Genomic DNA, 18,562 nt, shown 5'->3' with positions numbered 1-18,562 from the left:
ATTAATATCGATTTAATGAAATTTAACTAACCGATTTAGCGTTAGTATAAATTATATTCACTTTTTATAAAATAAAAAATTACTTTACAGCAGTAAATACCGCACGCATAGGTGCAGGATAACCTTCAATAGTTTTAGTATTATCGATAGGATTTAAAAAGTCAGCTAACGAATCCGATGTCATCCAATCTGTTTTTCGCTGTTCTTCTAAACTAGTGACTGAAACATCAACGATCTTAATATTGTGAAAGCCACATTTTGCTAACCAAATTTTCATTGTTGGAATTGATGGAATAAAATAGACATTTCGCATTTGAGCATAGCGTTCACTCGGCATTAATACTTGATTTTCTGCACCATCAATGACTAACGTTTCAAGAATTAGTTCACCATTAACTTTAAGTTGCTCTTTTAATTGATACAGGTGATCTAATGGTGACCGGCGATGGTATAAAACCCCCATAGAAAACACAGTATCAAATGCAGCTAATTTCGGCATGTCTTCAATACCTAGAGGAATAAAGTGGGCGCGTTGGTCATTACCTAATAATTTACGGATAGCTTCAAATTGACACAAGAACAATGGCATTGGGTCAATACCAACTGCTAATTTGGCACCAGCACCGATCATCCGCCATAAATGATAACCACTATTACATCCTACATCTAATACTGTTTTATTAGCAAGACTACTAATAAAGGGAATAAGTCGTTGCCATTTCCAATCGGAACGCCATTCTGCATCGAGGTGAATATCATAAAGTGAGAAAGGACCTTTACGCCAGGGTGATAAGGACATCAATAGATGAATTATTCTTTTTTGCTCTCCTTCCGAAAGGGGGATGCGATTTTTTGCCGTTACGCTGTGCAATAAATCGACATGTTCAGGTGTGAGATTAGGTAAATGTTCAATGCAACGAAGCCATTGATGAAATCGATGATCCATGTTTTGTCTTTGCCAATGAGCTAATTGAGCCGGTAAGGTTTCAAGCCAAGGGGCAAGATGGTTTTTTGCAATAATCTGATAAAAATTACCAAAATCAATCATTTGTTTATTCACTTTAATTTATTTAGGTTAAAAATTCGTTGCTTTGTTAAAAACTTTGATTTTTACTATTGATATAAATACTTTAGTTAATTGAAGCTATCTAACTTCACGGTTATTAGTACAGTTAAGGTTATTTAATCGCGATCATTGAACCAAAGTTAAAACATTGATACCAAGTACTGATGTGATTAAATCCTGCTAGCTTTAAACGTTGCTCATGCGTAGTAATCGAATCAGTAATCATGACATTTTCAAGCATACTCCGTTTTTGACTGATTTCTAATTCACTATAGCCATTGGCGCGTTTAAAATCATAATGCATATCAAACAGTAATTGATCAATGATAGGATCAGTAAAACTAAATTTTTCGGATAAAACTAAAATTCCACCAGGGATGAGTGCTTGATAAATTTTATCGATCAATTTTTGCCGATTTTCAGGTGTTAAAAATTGTAAAGTAAAATTAAGTACAATCATCGATGCGTTTTGCATTTCGATGTCACAAATATCGCTACACATTACTTTTACGGGGGTAACGGCTTTATAAGCGCTTAAATGGGTTTGGCAGCGTTTAATCATGGCTGGTGAATTATCAACGGCATAAATTGTACAATCGTTATAATCAAGGTTGCGTCGTATTGATAGGGTCGCGGCACCAAGAGAACAACCAAGATCGTAAATATTAGTACCTGATGTGATAAATCGTTTAGCTAACATGCCTATCATAGCGAGAATATTAGTGTAGCCAGGTACTGAGCGTTGAATCATATCTGGAAAAACTTCTGCAACTTTTTCGTCAAATGTCCAATTACCCAATTGTTCGATGGGGTTTAAAAAAAGTGTGTCTTTCTTATGTTCCATTATTAAATAATATTAACTGCTTATAAAATTCTGTTATGATAACACTATTCTTGGGTAATAGATGTAATTTTTATGGATTGGAATTTAATATTTGATGTTTTAGGCAGTTTTTTGGTTGCACTATATCTTGGTTTTAGATCAATCAATTTATTTAATATTCATCATGAAGGATACATTAATACTTTAGCAAAAAAACTTTATTGGTTATTTATTTTTATTGGTGCCTTCTCGTTTTTAGGTTGTTTACATTTCAGTAATTTATCAGATTACTGGCTACCATTAATTGGCTATCTATTATTTTCTATCATTATTTGTTTCTTTTGGGGAATAGTAATAATTGATATTATACGTTTTATCCGGCGATTTATTTTCCAGCGAGCTGATAACAAGAATATTGTCATTCAAGGGCTATTTATCGGCATTTCTTTCTCTTTATTTTTAATTGGACTCTATTGTTCAAGCCAGCCTAGGGTTGTCACATACGATATTAATGTGGATAAGCCCGCTAACGTTGAAAGTTTAAAAATCGTCCAGATATCTGATATTCATTTAAATGAAATTACCTCGAAAAAGTTTATTCAAGATATGGTTTCCCATATTAATGATCTTAACCCCGATTATGTGTTTTTTACCGGTGATACCCTTGATGGTAAAGTAAAACCTTTTATAGATAAAAAATTAGCGGAAGACTTTCGCCAAATTCATTCGACTTATGGTACTTTCATTATTTTTGGTAATCATGAGCATTATGGTATTGAACGTGATCATTACAATACCACTCAAGATGTTATTAATGCTTTCAAGGATGGAAATATGAAAGTTTTATTAGATGATGTTTATTATGATGAACAAACGGGAATTTCGATCATTGGCCGCGATGATCTTTCAGAACATCGTATGGATTTGCCATTCCTTATGAACTTTGTCGATGAAGATAAACCCATTATTTTATTAGATCATCAACCTGCCGATTTGATTGAACCCGAAAATCTTGGTATTGATGTTATGTTTGCCGGGCATACTCATGGCGGACAAATTTTTCCAATGACATTGGTTGTCAATGAAGTTTATCAAAATCCTTGGGGAATTTATCAGCCTAAAGACAATAAGCGTTTTACCAGTATTGTGACTTGTGGCTATGGTTTATGGGGACCTCCTATTCGATTAATGACACGTGCAGAAATCGTGGTTGCTGAATTACATTTTAAAAAACAAATAGAAAATAAGGATTAATTGTGTCTTACCAATTTATATCCAATGACTTGGCATTACGACAACTATGTACAAAGCTTCAAACGTCACATAGCTTAGCATTAGATACTGAGTTTATACGAACTAAAACATTTTATCCGCGTTTAGCACTGTTACAGGTTTATGATGGACAAAATTTAGCAATAGTTGATCCTTTATACATAGAAAATTGGCAACCTTTTATTGAAATATTAAAGAATAATTTGATTGAAAAATATTTTCATGCTTGTAGTGAAGATATTGAAGTGTTTAGCCATTATTTTAATATTGAATTAGAAAATATACTGGATAGTCAAATATTAGCGTCTTTTTTAGATAACCCACTGAGTACTGGTTATGCTACATTGGTCAATAAATATTTAGCTATTAAATTAGATAAAAGCGAAACCCTAACGGATTGGCTACAACGACCTTTAACTAAGAAACAATGCCAATATGCAGCAAATGATGTGTTTTATTTATATCCTTTAATACTCAAGTTAAAGTCATTATTATTTGATAAAGGGTGGCTTAATGCTGCTTATGAAGAGTGTCAAAATGTTGTCCGCCGCCGTTATTTACCCATTCAACCAAGTAATGCTTACTTATCGATTAAAAACGCTTGGCAACTTCGGCCAATTCAATTAGGTTATTTAAAAAAATTAGCCAGTTGGCGCTATGATTATGCTAAAACACACGATATAGCATTAAATTTTGTTATTCATCAGGAGATATTATGGCAAATAGCGCGTTATCAACCTAAATCTTTAGCTGAATTATCTTCTTTAGGAATGAAAGGTAAAGCATTACGTCTTTTCGGTGATAAAATTCTCGCTATTTTACATCAGACATGCGAATCTGCTGAACCCATCAAACGATTAGTTGATTATCCAGATTATAAAATATGGTCGAATTTGATTAAGCAAGCCGCCAATGAAATATCTATGCAAACGGGACTCAATTTAGATTTATTGGTATCTAAGAGGCAAATCGAACAATTTGTTAAATGGCATCATCATGAAATAACTGAACAACCAGAATTATTAACTGGCTGGAGAGGCCTTTTATTTAAACAACGTTTAATGACAAATAATTAATTTGGGAGACCTAGCGATTGAAACTATCAATTTTATTCAATATTAACAGATATATATGTGTTAGATAATATAATAATGTGCTCCGTGTTCCTAGAACATTACCAGCTATAATATATTAATCATTAATATTCTAAAGTAATCTGTTTTACTTGTTTTCGATACTAGGTTTAAGAATACTGTGAAATGATCTACTTGAATGTTAACCATCATGTTCTAAGCATATTATCTTCACTATCACTATCTATTTTAACCAGTTAAATGTCATAATGCCTAAAATAGTCATGACTAACGATCCAATAACATGCATTAAAATTGTTATACAACCTAATCCTATTTGACCTCGTTGAAAAAATAATATTACCTCAACCGAAAAGGTAGAAAACGTAGATAACCCACCACAGAAACCAGTCATAATCAATAACCGCCATTCAGGCGTAATATTTGGATGATTAGTAAAAAACATCAGAGCATAACCAATTATATAACCAGCTAACAAGTTTGATAATAAAGTACCAAATGGGATAGTTAAAAGTGGATTGAATCGAGTAGATAATAACCAGCGACTTAACCCCCCCAAGCTTGAACCAATAATAATTGCCACGATGGCTTTTAACATAAGTGTCTATCCTTTATTATCTCGTTATTTTATAGGGATATTATTATACGATGTCATGCAATAGAATAACATGCTTTAAGTAAATAATATGTTGGTAAAGATGAATTATCACTTTGCTGTATGAGGTTATTAAAAGAGAAAAAAATGCTAAAATAACCTTATTACTTTTTTTAACAGGAATCGATATATGTTTACCGGTATTGTACAAGGCGTTGGGAAGATCATCAAAATTGTTGATCATGATAAACTACGTACTATCCAGGTGGAACTTCCACATCACTTAACTAAAAATATTGCAATCGGCGCTTCGATAGCAAATGATGGGTGTTGTTTAACCGTAACCCAAGTTACAGCTAATAGCGTGAATTTTGATATTATGCAAGAAACGCTTGCCATTACCACATTAGGTAATAAAAAAGCGGGTGATTTTGTTAATATTGAACGTAGTGCTAGATATGGTGATGAAGTTGGTGGACATATTATGTCAGGGCATATTTCTTGTACGGCTAAAATCAAAAATATCATGACAACAGCAACTAACTGTACTATGCGATTAGAGATGCCGCTGGTATTTATGAAATATGTCTTATATAAAGGGTTTATTGGTATAGATGGCGCTAGCTTAACGGTTGGCGAAGTTAAAAATAATCAATTTTTGATTCATTTAATTCCTGAGACATTAGCCATAACTACCTTAAAATATAAACGAGAGGGGGATTGCGTAAATATTGAGATTGATTCCCAAACACAAGCTATTGTTGATACGGTCGAACGAATTATAGCTATGCGAGAAGATCGAAATTGAAGCGCTAATATTTGCATCAGGATATACAATTGATATCCTGATGCGATAGACTAAGTTCTTACGTTCTAATGACAAGACTAAAATAAACGGCTCTTTTTATGGGGCGATTCCATGATAAAGGTTTTCTAATTAGTAAACACAACCATCAGCAAAACAGACTATATCAATCTAAAATATTATCTTTCACTGGACAAATATAAATGTTGGATATTTTCATATTGTGATTTACTTACTATCTATCCTAAATGCTTTACATTCGCAACTCTTACACCCTGTTTGCCATTTTTTTCCACTATCATTTATTCCATTCCTTTCGCTATTGCCACCTCATCAATAGCTATCAAAAAATCTATTATGTCTAAAGTTATTGGAGATTTCGTAGCGAGAAGATGGATCAACCGATTTATTATTAATATAAAATTGTTTATCAATTGTAGAAAATGAAATATTACTCTCAATAGTATCATTATTAATCAAAAACAAGGGGTAATGGATCCTCCCGTCTACTATAGATATTTCTGTTGCACCGAGCCAAGTTTTTGGATTATATAAAGCACGATTAATTAACACAGTTTCATTTTCTACATTACGAGTTTTAGCAGATAACATTGCCAATGCTTTAACTGGTAATTGAATATGCCTTTTATATTGTAAGTATGAATCGGAATTTATTACAGTTTCAGGGGCAATCATTATATCTAATATTTTTTTTAACATGGTTGTAAAGCTTGGTCTATGATCAGACCATTTTATTTTATATGCCGCACTTAGTTTGCCATTCGTAGTGTCGAGAGACATATTAGCAATATCTACTTCAATTTTGTTTGTTTGGTGGTTAATCTCCTGATCGTGGTTTATATTAACATTACAGATAAAATTGACCTCGCTATTAAATTGTCCAAGATTTTGTTTGCCATAGATAATTTGATCGATATCAAATTGAATATTCTTAATACTATTCATGCAATATTTACCATTAACATTAGTTTTTAATTTAATCTTGTTAAAATCTAAATTCTCCTTATTAACCAATAGGTTTAAATTGTTTAATTGAAAATCTAAGTTAGTGTTAATATTTTGTTTAACCAAATCTACCATTTGGCTGCCGGTTAAATATAAATCATCAATATTTAGCTTTAAATAAAAGGATTGATTAGCAATTGAAAATTGAAACTTTTTAATATTTAAATTGATATCTTTTACAGACTTATTCATGTCTGTGGTTTGATTTATGGTTAATTTATTTGCACTAGAAATAAAGGTATTTCTTTCCATTTCATCCGATTTATAATTAATAGCTGGTGTCGTTAAAATGGTCGTTGTGTTACCAATAAAATCAATTTTTGTTTCCATGTTTAGTAAGGGTTTATTACCTACCACATTTTGTAATTCTTTATTAAATAAATCTTTTTTTAATTGATAGGTGATCACTGCTTGTTTTGGAATGGCATCACCGTTTAATAAGCTATAGATTGGAAATGGCCCATGGAAAATAGTTAGCGCATCGTTAAAATTCATCAGTTCTTTTTCAAAATCATAGCCTAATTCAGTTAACTCAGCGCGTTGATAAAGTTCTAAACCATAAGTTCGGTTTAATGAAAGTTTAACCTTAATGTTACTGGTAAAAATGTTTTGCTCATACTCTGCAATGGATAATTTGACTTCAATATCATCAAACAAAGATGATGTGTCTTTTAAAAATGAATTAAATTCACTCTCGATTTGTGGCAATTTTTGGGTAAATTCACTCCTTATTTTATTACCAAAATACCAAGAACTTCCTGTGTAAGCTATTCCTATAGTTGCTAAAATTCCTAGGGTAATTAATTTTTTTTTCATTATTTTTTCCTTTTGTCATTCATCCTTTGTTATTTTTAAATTGCTCTAATAAACTATCAATATAATCTATGCGTTGTTGTCTATCTAAACTGGTCTTGAGTAATTTTAAGCGATTTTGTCCGTCTAAACGGTAGCTTCTCGGATCGGTTTGAATAAGACTGATTAGATAATCGATAGCAATTTGATTTGCTGTTCCGAATTCAATATAACCACCTTTTTCCGTTAATTCTAACTTTGTAATCCCAAGTTGGTGAGCAGTTAGACGAAATTTTGTCGTTATTAATAAAAAAATGACTGGATCGGGTAGTTTGCCAAATCGGTCGATCATCTCGATTTTAATGTCAGTAAGCTGATCACTGTTTTCGACGGATGCTATACGTTTATATAGCGATAAACGAGTATTGACATCGGCAATGAAATCATCGGGAATTAACGTAGGTAACCTTAATTCGATTTCCGTTTGTTGATGATTTAATAGTGATTCTAAGGAGGGTTCTTTGCCTGATTTAAGTGATTTTACGGCTTCATCAAGTAATTCAATATATAAATTAAAACCTATCGATTCGATTTGGCCACTTTGATCTTCTCCCAACAACTCTCCTGCACCACGTATTTCCAAATCGTGGGTAGCTAAAGCAAAACCTGCACCTAAATCTTCAAGTGAAGCAATTGCTTCAAGCCGTTTTTTGGCATCTTTGCTAAGCGCTTTCGGTGATGGTGTTAATAAATAAGCATAAGCTTGATGGTAAGAGCGACCAACTCGTCCTCTTAACTGATGGAGTTGTGCTAAACCAAATTTATCAGCTCGCTCGATAATAATCGTATTGGCATTGGGAACATCAATGCCCGTTTCAATAATAGTAGTACATATTAATAAGTTGTATCGCTGATGATGAAAATCATTCATTACACGTTCTAGTTCTCTTTCATGCATTTGTCCATGACCGACAGCAACCCTAGCTTCAGGGATTAGCTCTTGTATGTTTTCGCGTATTTTTTCGATATCAGCGACGTCATTATGTAAATAATAGACTTGCCCACCACGTAAAATTTCTCTTAATATCGCTTCGCGAATAACATAATTATCATATTCACGTACAAAGGTTTTCACAGCCAATCTTCTGGCGGGTGCTGTGGCAATAATGGACAAATCACGCATACCACTCATTGCCATATTTAGGGTTCTTGGAATTGGCGTTGCGGTTAAGGTTAGGATATCGACATTGGCCCGCATTGCTTTAATACGTTCTTTCTGTCTGACACCAAATCGATGTTCTTCATCAACTATCAATAAACCTAAATCACGCCATTTCACATCGGCTTGTAGTAGTTTATGTGTGCCAATTACAATATCCACTTTGCCTTCTTCTAGCGCTTGAATAATTTGTTGCTGTTGTTTTACGGTTTTAAAGCGTGATAAGGATTCAATTCGAATCGGCCAATTTGCAAAACGATCACAGAAATTTTCATAATGTTGTTGTGCGAGTAGGGTGGTGGGAACTAAGACGGCAACCTGTTTATGATTGATGACCGCTAAAAATGCTGCCCGCATTGCCACTTCAGTTTTACCGAAACCGACATCACCGCAAACCAGTCGATCCATGGCATAGGGAGAACACATATCACCGATCACTGCGCCAATGGCATTTAATTGGTCATCAGTTTCCTGATAATGAAAGCTTTGACAAAATAGTTCATATTGTTCTCGATCTTGCTTAAATGCAAAACCAGGTTTGGTTTCACGTTGAGCATAGATGTCCAATAATTCGGCTGCTACATCACGTACTTTTTCGGCCGCTTTAAGACGTGCTTTGCTCCAAGCATCAGTACCGAGTTTATTTAAAGGCGCATTTTCCTCATCCCCACCTGAATAGCGACTGATTAAATTTAATGATGAGACAGGCACATAAAGCTTTGTGTTATTAGCATAGAGTAATATTAAATATTCAGCAGTAATACCACCAGCTTCTAAAGTTGTTAATCCGGCATAGCGACCAACACCATGTTCTAAATGAACAACGGGTTTTCCTGGTACTAGTTCAGCCAAGCTGCCAATTAAAGCATCGGTATTAATCGATTGTTTGCTCTCTTTTCGACGACGGATAATACGTCGGCCAAGGAGTTCATTTTCGGTAATAAGGGCAAAATTGTCAACGTGGTCAATAAATCCATTTTCGCTTGCACCAATCATTAAATAAAACTGTTTAGATGATAGAGGCGTGATTTCTTCGAAACGCTGTATCAATTTTGGAAAGATTTTAATACGATGAAGAATATCTTGTAATGCTTCACGGCGACCTTCTGATTCAACAGAAAAGACGATATTACCTGAAAAATTTTCAATAAATTGTAAGAAATTCTGGTAAGGTTCTTTCTGTTGGATTTGAATTGCTAAATTAGGTAATAGATCATAATTCAAATTTGTGGCATTTTTACCAGTTAATCGCTGTTGACTTAGAATTAGCCGTGGATATTGCTTAAATTTTGAAAATATTTCATCAACTTTATACCAAATTTCGTCTGGTCTGAGTAATGGGCGCATCGGGTCAACATTGCGACTGTCAAAACGCGCTTTAATATCTTGCCAGAATTTTTCAGCAAAACTTGATAATTGTTCGGTGGTGATTAATAAAGTATTGGTTGGCAGATAGTCAAATAAAGAAATCAGCGGTTCATTAAAAAACAACCTTTGCCAATATTCGATGCCTGTAGGTAAGATATGTTTTGATACTTGCTGATATATACTTTCTGAATCAAGTCGAACTGGAAATTTTTCTCGCCATTGTGAACGAAATAGTTCGATCGCCGACTGGTCAAATGGAAATTCATGTGCTGGCAATAATTGGATCTGGTCAAATACTTGCTGAGTTCGTTGCGTTTCAACATCAAAAATACGAATACTATCTATTTCATCATCAAAAAAGTCGATGCGATAGGGTGCTTGACTTCCCATTGGAAAAACATCAAACAAAGCGCCACGAGTTGTATATTCACCATGTTCCATTACCTGACTTACATGTCGATAGCCGGCATTTTCAAGTTGCAAAATTAATCCTTCACGCGATAAACGTTGTCCTTTTTGCATTATAAATACATGACCAGCCAAATAGGAGTTTGGACAAACTTTTTGCATTAAGGTATTGATTGGAATTATCAATGCACCTTTAGAAAGATGGGGTAATTGATAAAGGGTCGATAAACGTTCAGAAATAATATCTTGATGCGGTGAAAAACTATCATAAGGCAGTGTTTCCCAATCTGGGAATAATAATGTTGGAAAGCTAGTATTATATTGTTTTAATTCATCTTTCAAACGTGTCGTTTGTTGCATGTCATCGGTAATTATGAGAACCGGACCTTGATGCTGGGCAAGTACTTGAGCGCAAAAAAGAGAAAAGGCTGCCCCCACTAATTGCCCATACTCTTGTATTTGGCCATATTTATGGGGTATTTTTATATTAGACATAATAAATTATCAAAATAAATCGTTAATTAATGTCTAATTATACAGTAAACGTTAAAAATTACAGTCAAATTTGATGGTTAAATTTGCATCTCTTTTATATCGTTATTTAAGTTATTGTATATTTATACATATTTTAAGGTCTGAGCTATTTCTAGTTCATTATTGACAATTTAAAATATTCCACCGTTAGCTAACACTTGATATCAGGTTTATTTGCCGATATTATGAAGTCATTTTTATCACAACATCAAAGCAAGAAAAACTCATCTTTTTGATTTTAGAGAAATAAATATGTTTCATCCATTGCCGTTTTATATCGGCTTACGTTATGCTTTTAGTCGAAAAGCGGACAATTTTGGTCGCTTTGTTTCTTGGCTATCTATGATTGGTATTATATTAGGTGCATTTGGCTTAATTGTCATTATGTCAGTTATGAATGGCTTTGAAAATGAGATGCAAAGAAATATTTTACAATTTATTCCTCAAGCGCAATTGACAACAGCGGACCATCGTTTGTCATTAACAACTTATCCCAGTTCAATAGTTCCTGCAAATAAACACATTATGCACATCACACCCTTAGTAACGGGTGATGCAATAATTCAAAGTCCAAACAATTTAACCATGAGTACGATGATTGGTATTGATCCTCAAGAATTTGATCCGATTGTTCCTTACTTGTATGATGGGAAATTGTCAGACTTAAAACAAGGAAAATATAACATTATTGTGGGTAGTAAGCTTGCTGAGTCATTAAATGTCTCTGTAGGTGATAAGTTACGATTAATGGTGACAGATGCTAGCCAAATTACACCAATTGGAAAAATACCCAGTCAAAGAATTTTTAAAATTAGCGGAATTTTCTCAGTAAATCGTGATATTGATCAGTCAATTATTTACCTTAATATCCATGATGCAGCCAGATTACTACGTTATCCTGATAATACCATAACCAGTTGGCGGTTAATGCTAGATAATCCATTAGCTATCGATAATATTGTTTCACAATCATTACCAAAAAATATGCAATTTGAAGATTGGCGTGAAAAGCGTGGTGAATTATTTCAGGCAATCAGCATGGAAAAAAATGTTATGGCTCTATTGATTAGTTTGATTGTTATTGTAGCAGCCTTTAATATCATTACTTCTTTAAGTTTGTTGGTGATGGAAAAACAGAACGAAATCGCGATTTTGAAAACACAAGGTTTAAATCGTCATCGAACAATGCTAATTTTTATTATTCAAGGTGCTAGTTCCGGAATTATAGGTTCGGTAATCGGATGCTTATTTGGTTTGATTGTTGCTTTGTATCTCGCAAAATTTGGATTAAGTTTTGCAGGAATTCCACTACCTTCAGATGTCAATTTTCAGCAAGTGCTGACTGTTTTTTTAGCCTTATTTCTATTATCAATTTTTGCTACTCTTTATCCTGCTTATCGTGCAGCTAATATTCAACCGGCAGAGGCATTGCGTTATGAATGATGCATATACTATGGAAAGTCAACCGTTAATATCGACGTTAAACCTTTGTAAAAATTACCAAGAAGGTAAAGTCATTACTGAAGTATTAAAATCGATCACTTTTGATATCTATCCCAATACCTTAACATCCATTATTGGCAGTTCAGGCTCAGGTAAAAGCACATTACTGCATTTGTTAGGTGGTTTAGATAGTGCATCTTCGGGTGATATTTTATTTAGATCTCACTCAATTAATCAACTATCTGAAAATGAAAAAGCAAAATTACGTAACAAAGAAATTGGTTTTGTTTATCAATTTCATCATCTACTTTCTGACTTTAGTGCGCTTGAAAATATTGCTATGCCTTTAATGATAAGTGGAATTCCCAATCAAGAAGCTCAAGAACGCGCTTTGGCAATGTTGGAAGCGGTTAATTTATTACATCGTGCTAAACATCGCCCTTCGGAACTTTCGGGGGGGGAACGTCAACGTATTGCTATTGGTCGCGCATTAATTAATCATCCGTCGATTGTTATGGCAGATGAGCCAACGGGTAACTTAGATCAAGCCACTGCCGAATCTATATTTGAATTACTGATCGATTTGAATCAAAAACAAGGTACAGCATTTTTAGTCGTTACTCATGATTTACAATTGGCGCGAAAAATGCAGCAGCAATTTGTTATGACCTCAGGTTCACTATCATTATTAAAACAACAAGGATAATGCTATGTTGGCTTTGGTTTTGGCAAAAAGATTTAGAAAAGGGCGTAAACAAAGTGCTATGTTATCCCTGATTTCGGTTATTTCGACCGCCAGTATTGCAATTGGTATTGCTGCGTTAATTATTGGGTTAAGTGCTATGAATGGTTTTGAACGGGAATTGCATAACCGAGTATTATCCGTGATTCCACATGGTGAATTTTTTGCAGCAAATGGACGATTAACTAATTGGCGAACTGTTCAACAACAAATTGATCAAAATCCAGAAATTATTTCATCAGCTCCCTTTATCCGTTTTACCGGATTATTGGAAAATGGTAATAAATTAAAGGCTGTACAAGTACAAGGAATTGATCTTGAACAGGAAGCACAAACTAGTCGCTTACCAAAGTATATTTTAGCTAATCGATGGCAAGAATTTAAACCAAATAGTAAACAAATTTTAATTGGTATTGGTTTAGCTCAATCATTGGCGGTAAAAGAAGGGGAGTGGATTACATTAATGATTCCCTCTTCTGATTCAGCAGGACAATTAAAACAACCTAGACGTATAAGATTGCAAGTGGTAGGTATCATGAATTTTAGTGGCAGTTTAGGTAATGAGCTTGCTTTGCTTCCTCTGATTGATGCTCAGAAATATTTACAAATAGGTGACAGTGTCACGGGTATTCAGGTTAATGTTAAAGATATTTATCAAGCCAATTACGTTATTAATCGCATTAAGTTAAATCTCTATCAACCGATTTTAACCTCCAGTTGGGAACGTAGCTATGGTTATATGTACCATGATATTCAAATGATTCGGCAAATTATGTATCTTGCTATGATTATCGTTATTAGTGTAGCATGTTTTAGTATTGTTTCAACTTTGGTTATTGCTGTTAAGGATAAACAACGAGAAATAGCTATTCTTAAAACATTAGGGGCGAATAACCGACTGATTAGCCAAACATTTATTTGCTATGGCGTTATTTCAGGATTAATTGGAAGCTTAGTTGGTGTAGTATTAGGGGTAAGCATTTCCAGCCAATTATCACAGATAGTGAAAGGTGTAGAAGTATTACTTGGTCATTCGTTGCTCAATAGTCATATCTATTTTATTGATTTTCTGCCTTCAGAAATTCACCTAAGTGATGTAATCATAGTATTTTTTACTTCATTATTATTAACATTAATTGCCAGTTATTACCCAGCCAGAAGAGCCTGTAACGTTGATCCGGTTAAAATTTTAAATGGTTATTAATTTACTATTTCATTGGTTTATTTGTTGCTAAATTCAATAAGAAAGTCATTAAGTGATTTGTTTTTTCCCGAATTGATGGCAATCCGGATAGGTTTAGGCATTCTACCCTGGCCTGTCCAGGTTCTGAAATTGCCTGAATCATCAAAATATTTATATTTTGGTGGACGAATAGGTCTGACTCTGTGAATTTTTCGGAAAGAAGGAAAATCGGCTTTTTTTAACAAATCATTTAATTCTATTCCATCTTGTTTCATTTGCTGCAAATAGGTTTCGAGTTTTTTATCATATTTGATAACATTTTCTAGAGCAAGTTTGTTATGTTCATAACGTTCTTGGATAATTTGATTAAGTTTTTGATATATATCTTCTAAAAGCTCCAGCGACAAATTTTTTGTTTGAGCTCTTAAACTACGAATATTATTGGATATTAGGATCTTTTTAACCATAACAATTTTTTTATTTTTATTCTATTATAAAATTTAACTGCCAGTTTTTATTTTCTTGCCAATAGGTTTGTTCTTGCTCAAGATCAAGTAAAATCAATTGATTTTTTTCAGCAAAATTTCGCTCAATTATTAAATCAAGATGGAAAATATTATCATTTAAAGTCATTAATTTAAATACTTTTTCATCTAATGTCGCACAGCGTTGATTGTTGATTAAAACCGCTAATCTTAGAATTTGTAACATCACAATTACGTGTTTTTGTTCAAATAAACTGAAATTAGGAATATTTTCCAACTTGAATGCTTTGCGATGATAACGTATTAATGTTGCCATTAAAAATTGTTGTTCTTCATTAAACCCTGCCATGTTGCAATTTTTTATGATATAGGCAGAATGTTTATGAATATTGGAAAAATTAATACTTAATCCTATTTCATGTAGCCATGCAGCCCAATAAAGTAAAGATTCTAATTTTTCATCAATTATTATCTTGGAAGATTGTTGCCATTGGGAAAATAGCCATTTGGCGATATCAACCGTTTTGCTAGCATGTACAACATCAATTTTATAATGTTTAATTAAGAAACTGACCGTTTTTTGACAGATATCTTGATTTCCTTGGTTATGATTTGTTAATTCATATAATACACCTTCTCTAAGAGCACTATGAGTGTAATGAAGTTCTTGTAAAGCAAATGCATTAAATACACCATAAAATATGGCAAGGCCACTTACAAAAATCTGTTTTCGTTCGTTGGATAATGATGGAAAATCAATTTCAGAAAAGGTTTTAAATTCTAAAATATAGGCTACCAGATCATCAAGACGTTTTGGCGTAATGATGCCATCAGTTACTCCTAAATCAAGTAATATGTTATAAATACTTTTGATAGTACCTGATGAACCAAAAGCAATCGATACGTTTTTGCTTTTAACCGATGTAATCAATTTTTCGACTTGTTGTTCGGCAGCTAATTTTGCTCGTTCAAATGATGCTTTATTAATAATTTGTTTGGGAAAAAATTGTTTAGCAAAGGTTACACACCCCATAGGGCGACTTTCGACAAAAGACGGAATTTGGTCTTTTCCAATTGCAATCTCAGTCGAACCTCCGCCAACATCAATAACTAATTTGACATCAGACTGCTTAACTGATTCACTGTTAATTGCCCCTAAATAAATTAAGCGTGCTTCTTCTTGTCCAGAAACAACTTCAATAGGAAAGGGCAGAACACGGGCCGCTTGCATTAAAAATTGATAACGATTTCGGGCTATTCGTAAGGTATATGTACCAATGACTCTAACATGAGATGCAGGAAAATTTTTTAATCGTTCAGCAAATAAAGTTAAACACTTTATACCACGTTGAATAATCTCAGCACTTAACTGATTTTGGTCATCTAATCCTGTTGCCAATTGAACATGCTGTTTATTTTTATAAATGATTTGCAGTGAGTTATCCATTTTCTTAGCAATGATCATATGAAAACTATTCGAACCAAGATCCACAACAGCATATTCATTAAATGTTTGTTTTAAATCTTTCATTCAATTATCCTTAATGCTGGTTATCATTTTCTAAGCGATTTAAGTATTCATAGATAGCTGTTTGTGAACGTACTCGTTTTTTATTGCCACGTTGAAGATAAGCATTTTTAAGATCTTGATCGATAATCCTCGCTTTAACATTATCACTTGCTTGAATCATAAAGATATCTTGAATGATTTTCTTTAAGGAGCTATCTAACACTTTCACACCCACCTCAACTCGGTTATCAATATTACGTGGCATCCAGTCCGCAGACGAGATATAAGTATCTTTTTGACCATTATTTTCAAAAATATAGACGCGTGCATGTTCAAGAAAGCGATCAACGATACTGGTAACAAAGATATTTTCACTTAAATTAGGTACTTGTGGCTTAAGAATACACATCCCACGAATAATCATCCTCACTTTAACACCAGCGCTTGAGGCTTCATATAATTTATTGATCATCTCTTTATCTGTCATGGCATTAAGTTTTAAATAAATGCCACACGGTTTACCTGCTTTTGCATGGTCAATTTCACGTTGGACAAATTGCATAAATTTTAAGCGGGTATTTTGTGGTGAAACTAATAGATAATTGAATGTGACAGGCTTAAATGGGTTTTCAATAAAGTTAAAAACTTTTTTAACTTCTTCTGTAATCATAGGATCGGCGGTAAGTAATGAAAAATCTGTATATACTTTAGCGGTTTTTTCATTGAAATTTCCCGAACCGATATGGGCATAGCGCATAATTTTATCGTTTTCTTTACGTTCAATAAGAAATAATTTGGCATGAATTTTTAGTCTAGGTTGAGAATAAATGACTTTAACGCCTGAACTCATTAAGGTTTTTGCCCAGTGTATATTAATTTCTTCGTCAAATCGTGCTTGCAATTCAACGACAACTGTGACTTTTTTACCATTATTCGCAGCATTGATTGCGGCTTGTACAAATCGTGAATCTTTTGCTACCCGATAGATATTGACTCGTATATGGGTAACACTGGGATCAAATGAAGCTTGACGCATAATTTCCAGCACATGGCTGAATGAATAATAAGGATAATATAGTAAAATATCTCGATCACGAATTGCATCAAAGGCATTGCGAAATTTTTTGAAACGGTTGTAAGTTAGACTTGACAAGACTTTATTAAGTAAATTAATCCTACCAATACATGGAAACTCCATTAAATCTTTCAAATTTGGATAACGACCACCTTGCATCGCATCATTTTCAGTTAATTTTAATTTAGATAAAAGTAACTCCATCAATGTTTTAGGCATGTCTTTTTGATAAATGAATCTTACTGGTTGTGCGGTGATGCGTTGTTTTAATCCTTGTGACATTAATTCTAATAAGCTATCCATTTCGCTACTAAGTTCATATTCTGCATCACGATTAAATTTGATTGAGTAAGCATTGAATTGCGTCGCATCGAAGAAAATTTTAAAAATATCAGGCAAACAAAAGCGTAAAATATTATCTAAAAATATTAGGGATTTATTTTTGGACGCGGAATCTGACGGGAGTAATACAAAACGTGAAACTTTTTCGGTAGGTAATTCTAAAAGTGCATATTTTATATCATTATTGTTAATAATTTCCACGGCAAGATAGGAATGATCATCTTTTAAAAATTGAATCAAGTCCGTATGACTATCGAGTAATATAGGGTTGATATATTGCCGTAAATTTTGTTTATAAAATTTTCTAATCCATTCTTCCTGAAGTGAAGTAAGTTGGCGTTCATTGATTAAGAAAATCTGATTTCTTGCCATTTCTAAAAGCAATTCATTATAAAGTGTTTCAAATTTCAATTCCGCTTGAATCACTTTCTGATGAACTAATTTAAGAATATTTTTGGCACTAGATGCATTACCTTTTTCTTGTTCAATTAGCACATTGCGTTTTAAATTAGCAAACTGAACTTTATAAAATTCATCCAGATTATTTGAATAAATTCCTAAAAATCTTACTCGTTCAATAAGTGGATTGCTAAGATCAGCCGCTTCTTGTAACACGCGTTCGTTAAACGCTAACCAACTTATTTCTTTTTGAAAATATAAATTTTCACTATTCATATTACTTTTAGATTAGTCTCTTAATCAAATTCTAACATGATTATACTTATAATATATTGATTTTGCACTTCGAATGTGATTTTAAATAAGATAAATATTGATTAA

General features: G+C 33.2%; 14 protein-coding genes. 6 read left to right on the top strand and 8 right to left on the bottom strand.

Annotation, left to right across the window (positions count from 1 at the left end):
• Positions 1-79: 79 nt before the first annotated feature.
• A complete protein-coding gene (gene cmoB, locus FcAc13_RS05860) occupies positions 80-1,048 on the bottom strand; it encodes a tRNA 5-methoxyuridine(34)/uridine 5-oxyacetic acid(34) synthase CmoB (RefSeq protein WP_187755281.1) in 969 nt (322 codons plus the stop codon).
• Positions 1,049-1,178: 130 nt separating this feature from the next.
• Entirely contained in the window at positions 1,179-1,910 is a 732-nt protein-coding gene (gene cmoA / locus FcAc13_RS05855) for a carboxy-S-adenosyl-L-methionine synthase CmoA (RefSeq protein ID WP_187755280.1), read from the bottom strand.
• Positions 1,911-1,982: 72 nt separating this feature from the next.
• Here cmoA and FcAc13_RS05850 point away from each other — a divergent pair, with 72 nt between their 5' ends.
• Positions 1,983-3,143, top strand: a complete 1,161-nt coding sequence (locus tag FcAc13_RS05850; protein WP_187755279.1) for a metallophosphoesterase — start codon at positions 1,983-1,985, stop codon at positions 3,141-3,143.
• Between the two features lie 2 nt (positions 3,144-3,145).
• Positions 3,146-4,237: a ribonuclease D gene (rnd, locus tag FcAc13_RS05845; RefSeq protein WP_187755278.1), complete on the top strand. Its 1,092-nt coding sequence runs from the start codon at positions 3,146-3,148 to the stop codon at positions 4,235-4,237.
• 241 nt (positions 4,238-4,478) lie between these two features.
• Here rnd and crcB read toward each other — a convergent pair whose 3' ends face one another.
• Complete coding sequence (gene crcB / locus FcAc13_RS05840; protein ID WP_187755277.1) at positions 4,479-4,853, bottom strand: fluoride efflux transporter CrcB; 375 nt, start codon at positions 4,851-4,853, stop codon at positions 4,479-4,481.
• Positions 4,854-5,040: 187 nt separating this feature from the next.
• On the opposite strand from crcB, the gene FcAc13_RS05835 reads away from it, so the two are divergent.
• Positions 5,041-5,658, top strand: a complete 618-nt coding sequence (locus FcAc13_RS05835; RefSeq protein WP_187755276.1) for a riboflavin synthase subunit alpha — start codon at positions 5,041-5,043, stop codon at positions 5,656-5,658.
• Positions 5,659-5,988: 330 nt separating this feature from the next.
• Here the strand turns inward: FcAc13_RS05835 and FcAc13_RS05830 are convergent, their stop codons facing one another.
• Together FcAc13_RS05830 and mfd are read right to left on the bottom strand one after the other, a co-directional pair.
• A complete protein-coding gene (locus FcAc13_RS05830; RefSeq protein WP_187755275.1) occupies positions 5,989-7,497 on the bottom strand; it encodes a DUF945 family protein in 1,509 nt (502 codons plus the stop codon).
• 19 nt (positions 7,498-7,516) lie between these two features.
• Positions 7,517-10,963, bottom strand: a complete 3,447-nt coding sequence (mfd, locus tag FcAc13_RS05825; protein ID WP_187755274.1) for a transcription-repair coupling factor — start codon at positions 10,961-10,963, stop codon at positions 7,517-7,519.
• 291 nt (positions 10,964-11,254) lie between these two features.
• On the opposite strand from mfd, the gene lolC reads away from it, so the two are divergent.
• Genes lolC through lolE form a run of 3 tightly spaced genes read left to right on the top strand, consistent with a single transcriptional unit; the run spans position 11,255 to position 14,391 of the window.
• A complete protein-coding gene (gene lolC / locus FcAc13_RS05820) occupies positions 11,255-12,445 on the top strand; it encodes a lipoprotein-releasing ABC transporter permease subunit LolC (protein WP_187755273.1) in 1,191 nt (396 codons plus the stop codon).
• A gap of 10 nt (positions 12,446-12,455) precedes the next feature.
• On the top strand, positions 12,456-13,151 hold the full coding sequence (gene lolD / locus FcAc13_RS05815; protein WP_187755298.1) for a lipoprotein-releasing ABC transporter ATP-binding protein LolD: 696 nt from the start codon (positions 12,456-12,458) through the stop codon (positions 13,149-13,151).
• Positions 13,152-13,155: 4 nt separating this feature from the next.
• A complete protein-coding gene (gene lolE, locus FcAc13_RS05810) occupies positions 13,156-14,391 on the top strand; it encodes a lipoprotein-releasing ABC transporter permease subunit LolE (protein WP_187755272.1) in 1,236 nt (411 codons plus the stop codon).
• Between the two features lie 17 nt (positions 14,392-14,408).
• Here the strand turns inward: lolE and FcAc13_RS05805 are convergent, their stop codons facing one another.
• The 3 genes from FcAc13_RS05805 to ppk1 are packed head-to-tail and all read right to left on the bottom strand — an operon-like array spanning position 14,409 to position 18,457.
• Positions 14,409-14,837: an H-NS family histone-like protein gene (locus tag FcAc13_RS05805; RefSeq protein ID WP_187755271.1), complete on the bottom strand. Its 429-nt coding sequence runs from the start codon at positions 14,835-14,837 to the stop codon at positions 14,409-14,411.
• A gap of 16 nt (positions 14,838-14,853) precedes the next feature.
• On the bottom strand, positions 14,854-16,386 hold the full coding sequence (locus tag FcAc13_RS05800; protein WP_187755270.1) for a Ppx/GppA phosphatase family protein: 1,533 nt from the start codon (positions 16,384-16,386) through the stop codon (positions 14,854-14,856).
• 10 nt (positions 16,387-16,396) lie between these two features.
• Positions 16,397-18,457, bottom strand: a complete 2,061-nt coding sequence (ppk1, locus tag FcAc13_RS05795) for a polyphosphate kinase 1 (protein WP_187755269.1) — start codon at positions 18,455-18,457, stop codon at positions 16,397-16,399.
• Positions 18,458-18,562: the final 105 nt, after the last annotated feature.

The organism is Frischella japonica, assembly GCF_014489845.1.
Classification (GTDB): Bacteria; Pseudomonadota; Gammaproteobacteria; order Enterobacterales; family Orbaceae; genus Frischella; species Frischella japonica.
This window is presented reverse-complemented; position numbering and strand designations above follow the sequence as displayed.

What these genes read in the sequence shown, in the direction of transcription:
- cmoB (WP_187755281.1), bottom strand. Translation starts at nt 1,048, where the DNA reads ATGATTGATTTTGGTAATTTTTATCAGATTATTGCAAAAAACCATCTT.
- cmoA (WP_187755280.1), bottom strand. Translation starts at nt 1,910, where the DNA reads ATGGAACATAAGAAAGACACACTTTTTTTAAACCCCATCGAACAATTG.
- FcAc13_RS05850 (WP_187755279.1), top strand. Translation starts at nt 1,983, where the DNA reads ATGGATTGGAATTTAATATTTGATGTTTTAGGCAGTTTTTTGGTTGCA.
- crcB (WP_187755277.1), bottom strand. Translation starts at nt 4,853, where the DNA reads ATGTTAAAAGCCATCGTGGCAATTATTATTGGTTCAAGCTTGGGGGGG.
- FcAc13_RS05835 (WP_187755276.1), top strand. Translation starts at nt 5,041, where the DNA reads ATGTTTACCGGTATTGTACAAGGCGTTGGGAAGATCATCAAAATTGTT.
- FcAc13_RS05830 (WP_187755275.1), bottom strand. Translation starts at nt 7,497, where the DNA reads ATGAAAAAAAAATTAATTACCCTAGGAATTTTAGCAACTATAGGAATA.
- mfd (WP_187755274.1), bottom strand. Translation starts at nt 10,963, where the DNA reads ATGTCTAATATAAAAATACCCCATAAATATGGCCAAATACAAGAGTAT.
- lolC (WP_187755273.1), top strand. Translation starts at nt 11,255, where the DNA reads ATGTTTCATCCATTGCCGTTTTATATCGGCTTACGTTATGCTTTTAGT.
- lolD (WP_187755298.1), top strand. Translation starts at nt 12,456, where the DNA reads ATGGAAAGTCAACCGTTAATATCGACGTTAAACCTTTGTAAAAATTAC.
- lolE (WP_187755272.1), top strand. Translation starts at nt 13,156, where the DNA reads ATGTTGGCTTTGGTTTTGGCAAAAAGATTTAGAAAAGGGCGTAAACAA.
- FcAc13_RS05805 (WP_187755271.1), bottom strand. Translation starts at nt 14,837, where the DNA reads ATGGTTAAAAAGATCCTAATATCCAATAATATTCGTAGTTTAAGAGCT.
- FcAc13_RS05800 (WP_187755270.1), bottom strand. Translation starts at nt 16,386, where the DNA reads ATGAAAGATTTAAAACAAACATTTAATGAATATGCTGTTGTGGATCTT.
- ppk1 (WP_187755269.1), bottom strand. Translation starts at nt 18,457, where the DNA reads ATGAATAGTGAAAATTTATATTTTCAAAAAGAAATAAGTTGGTTAGCG.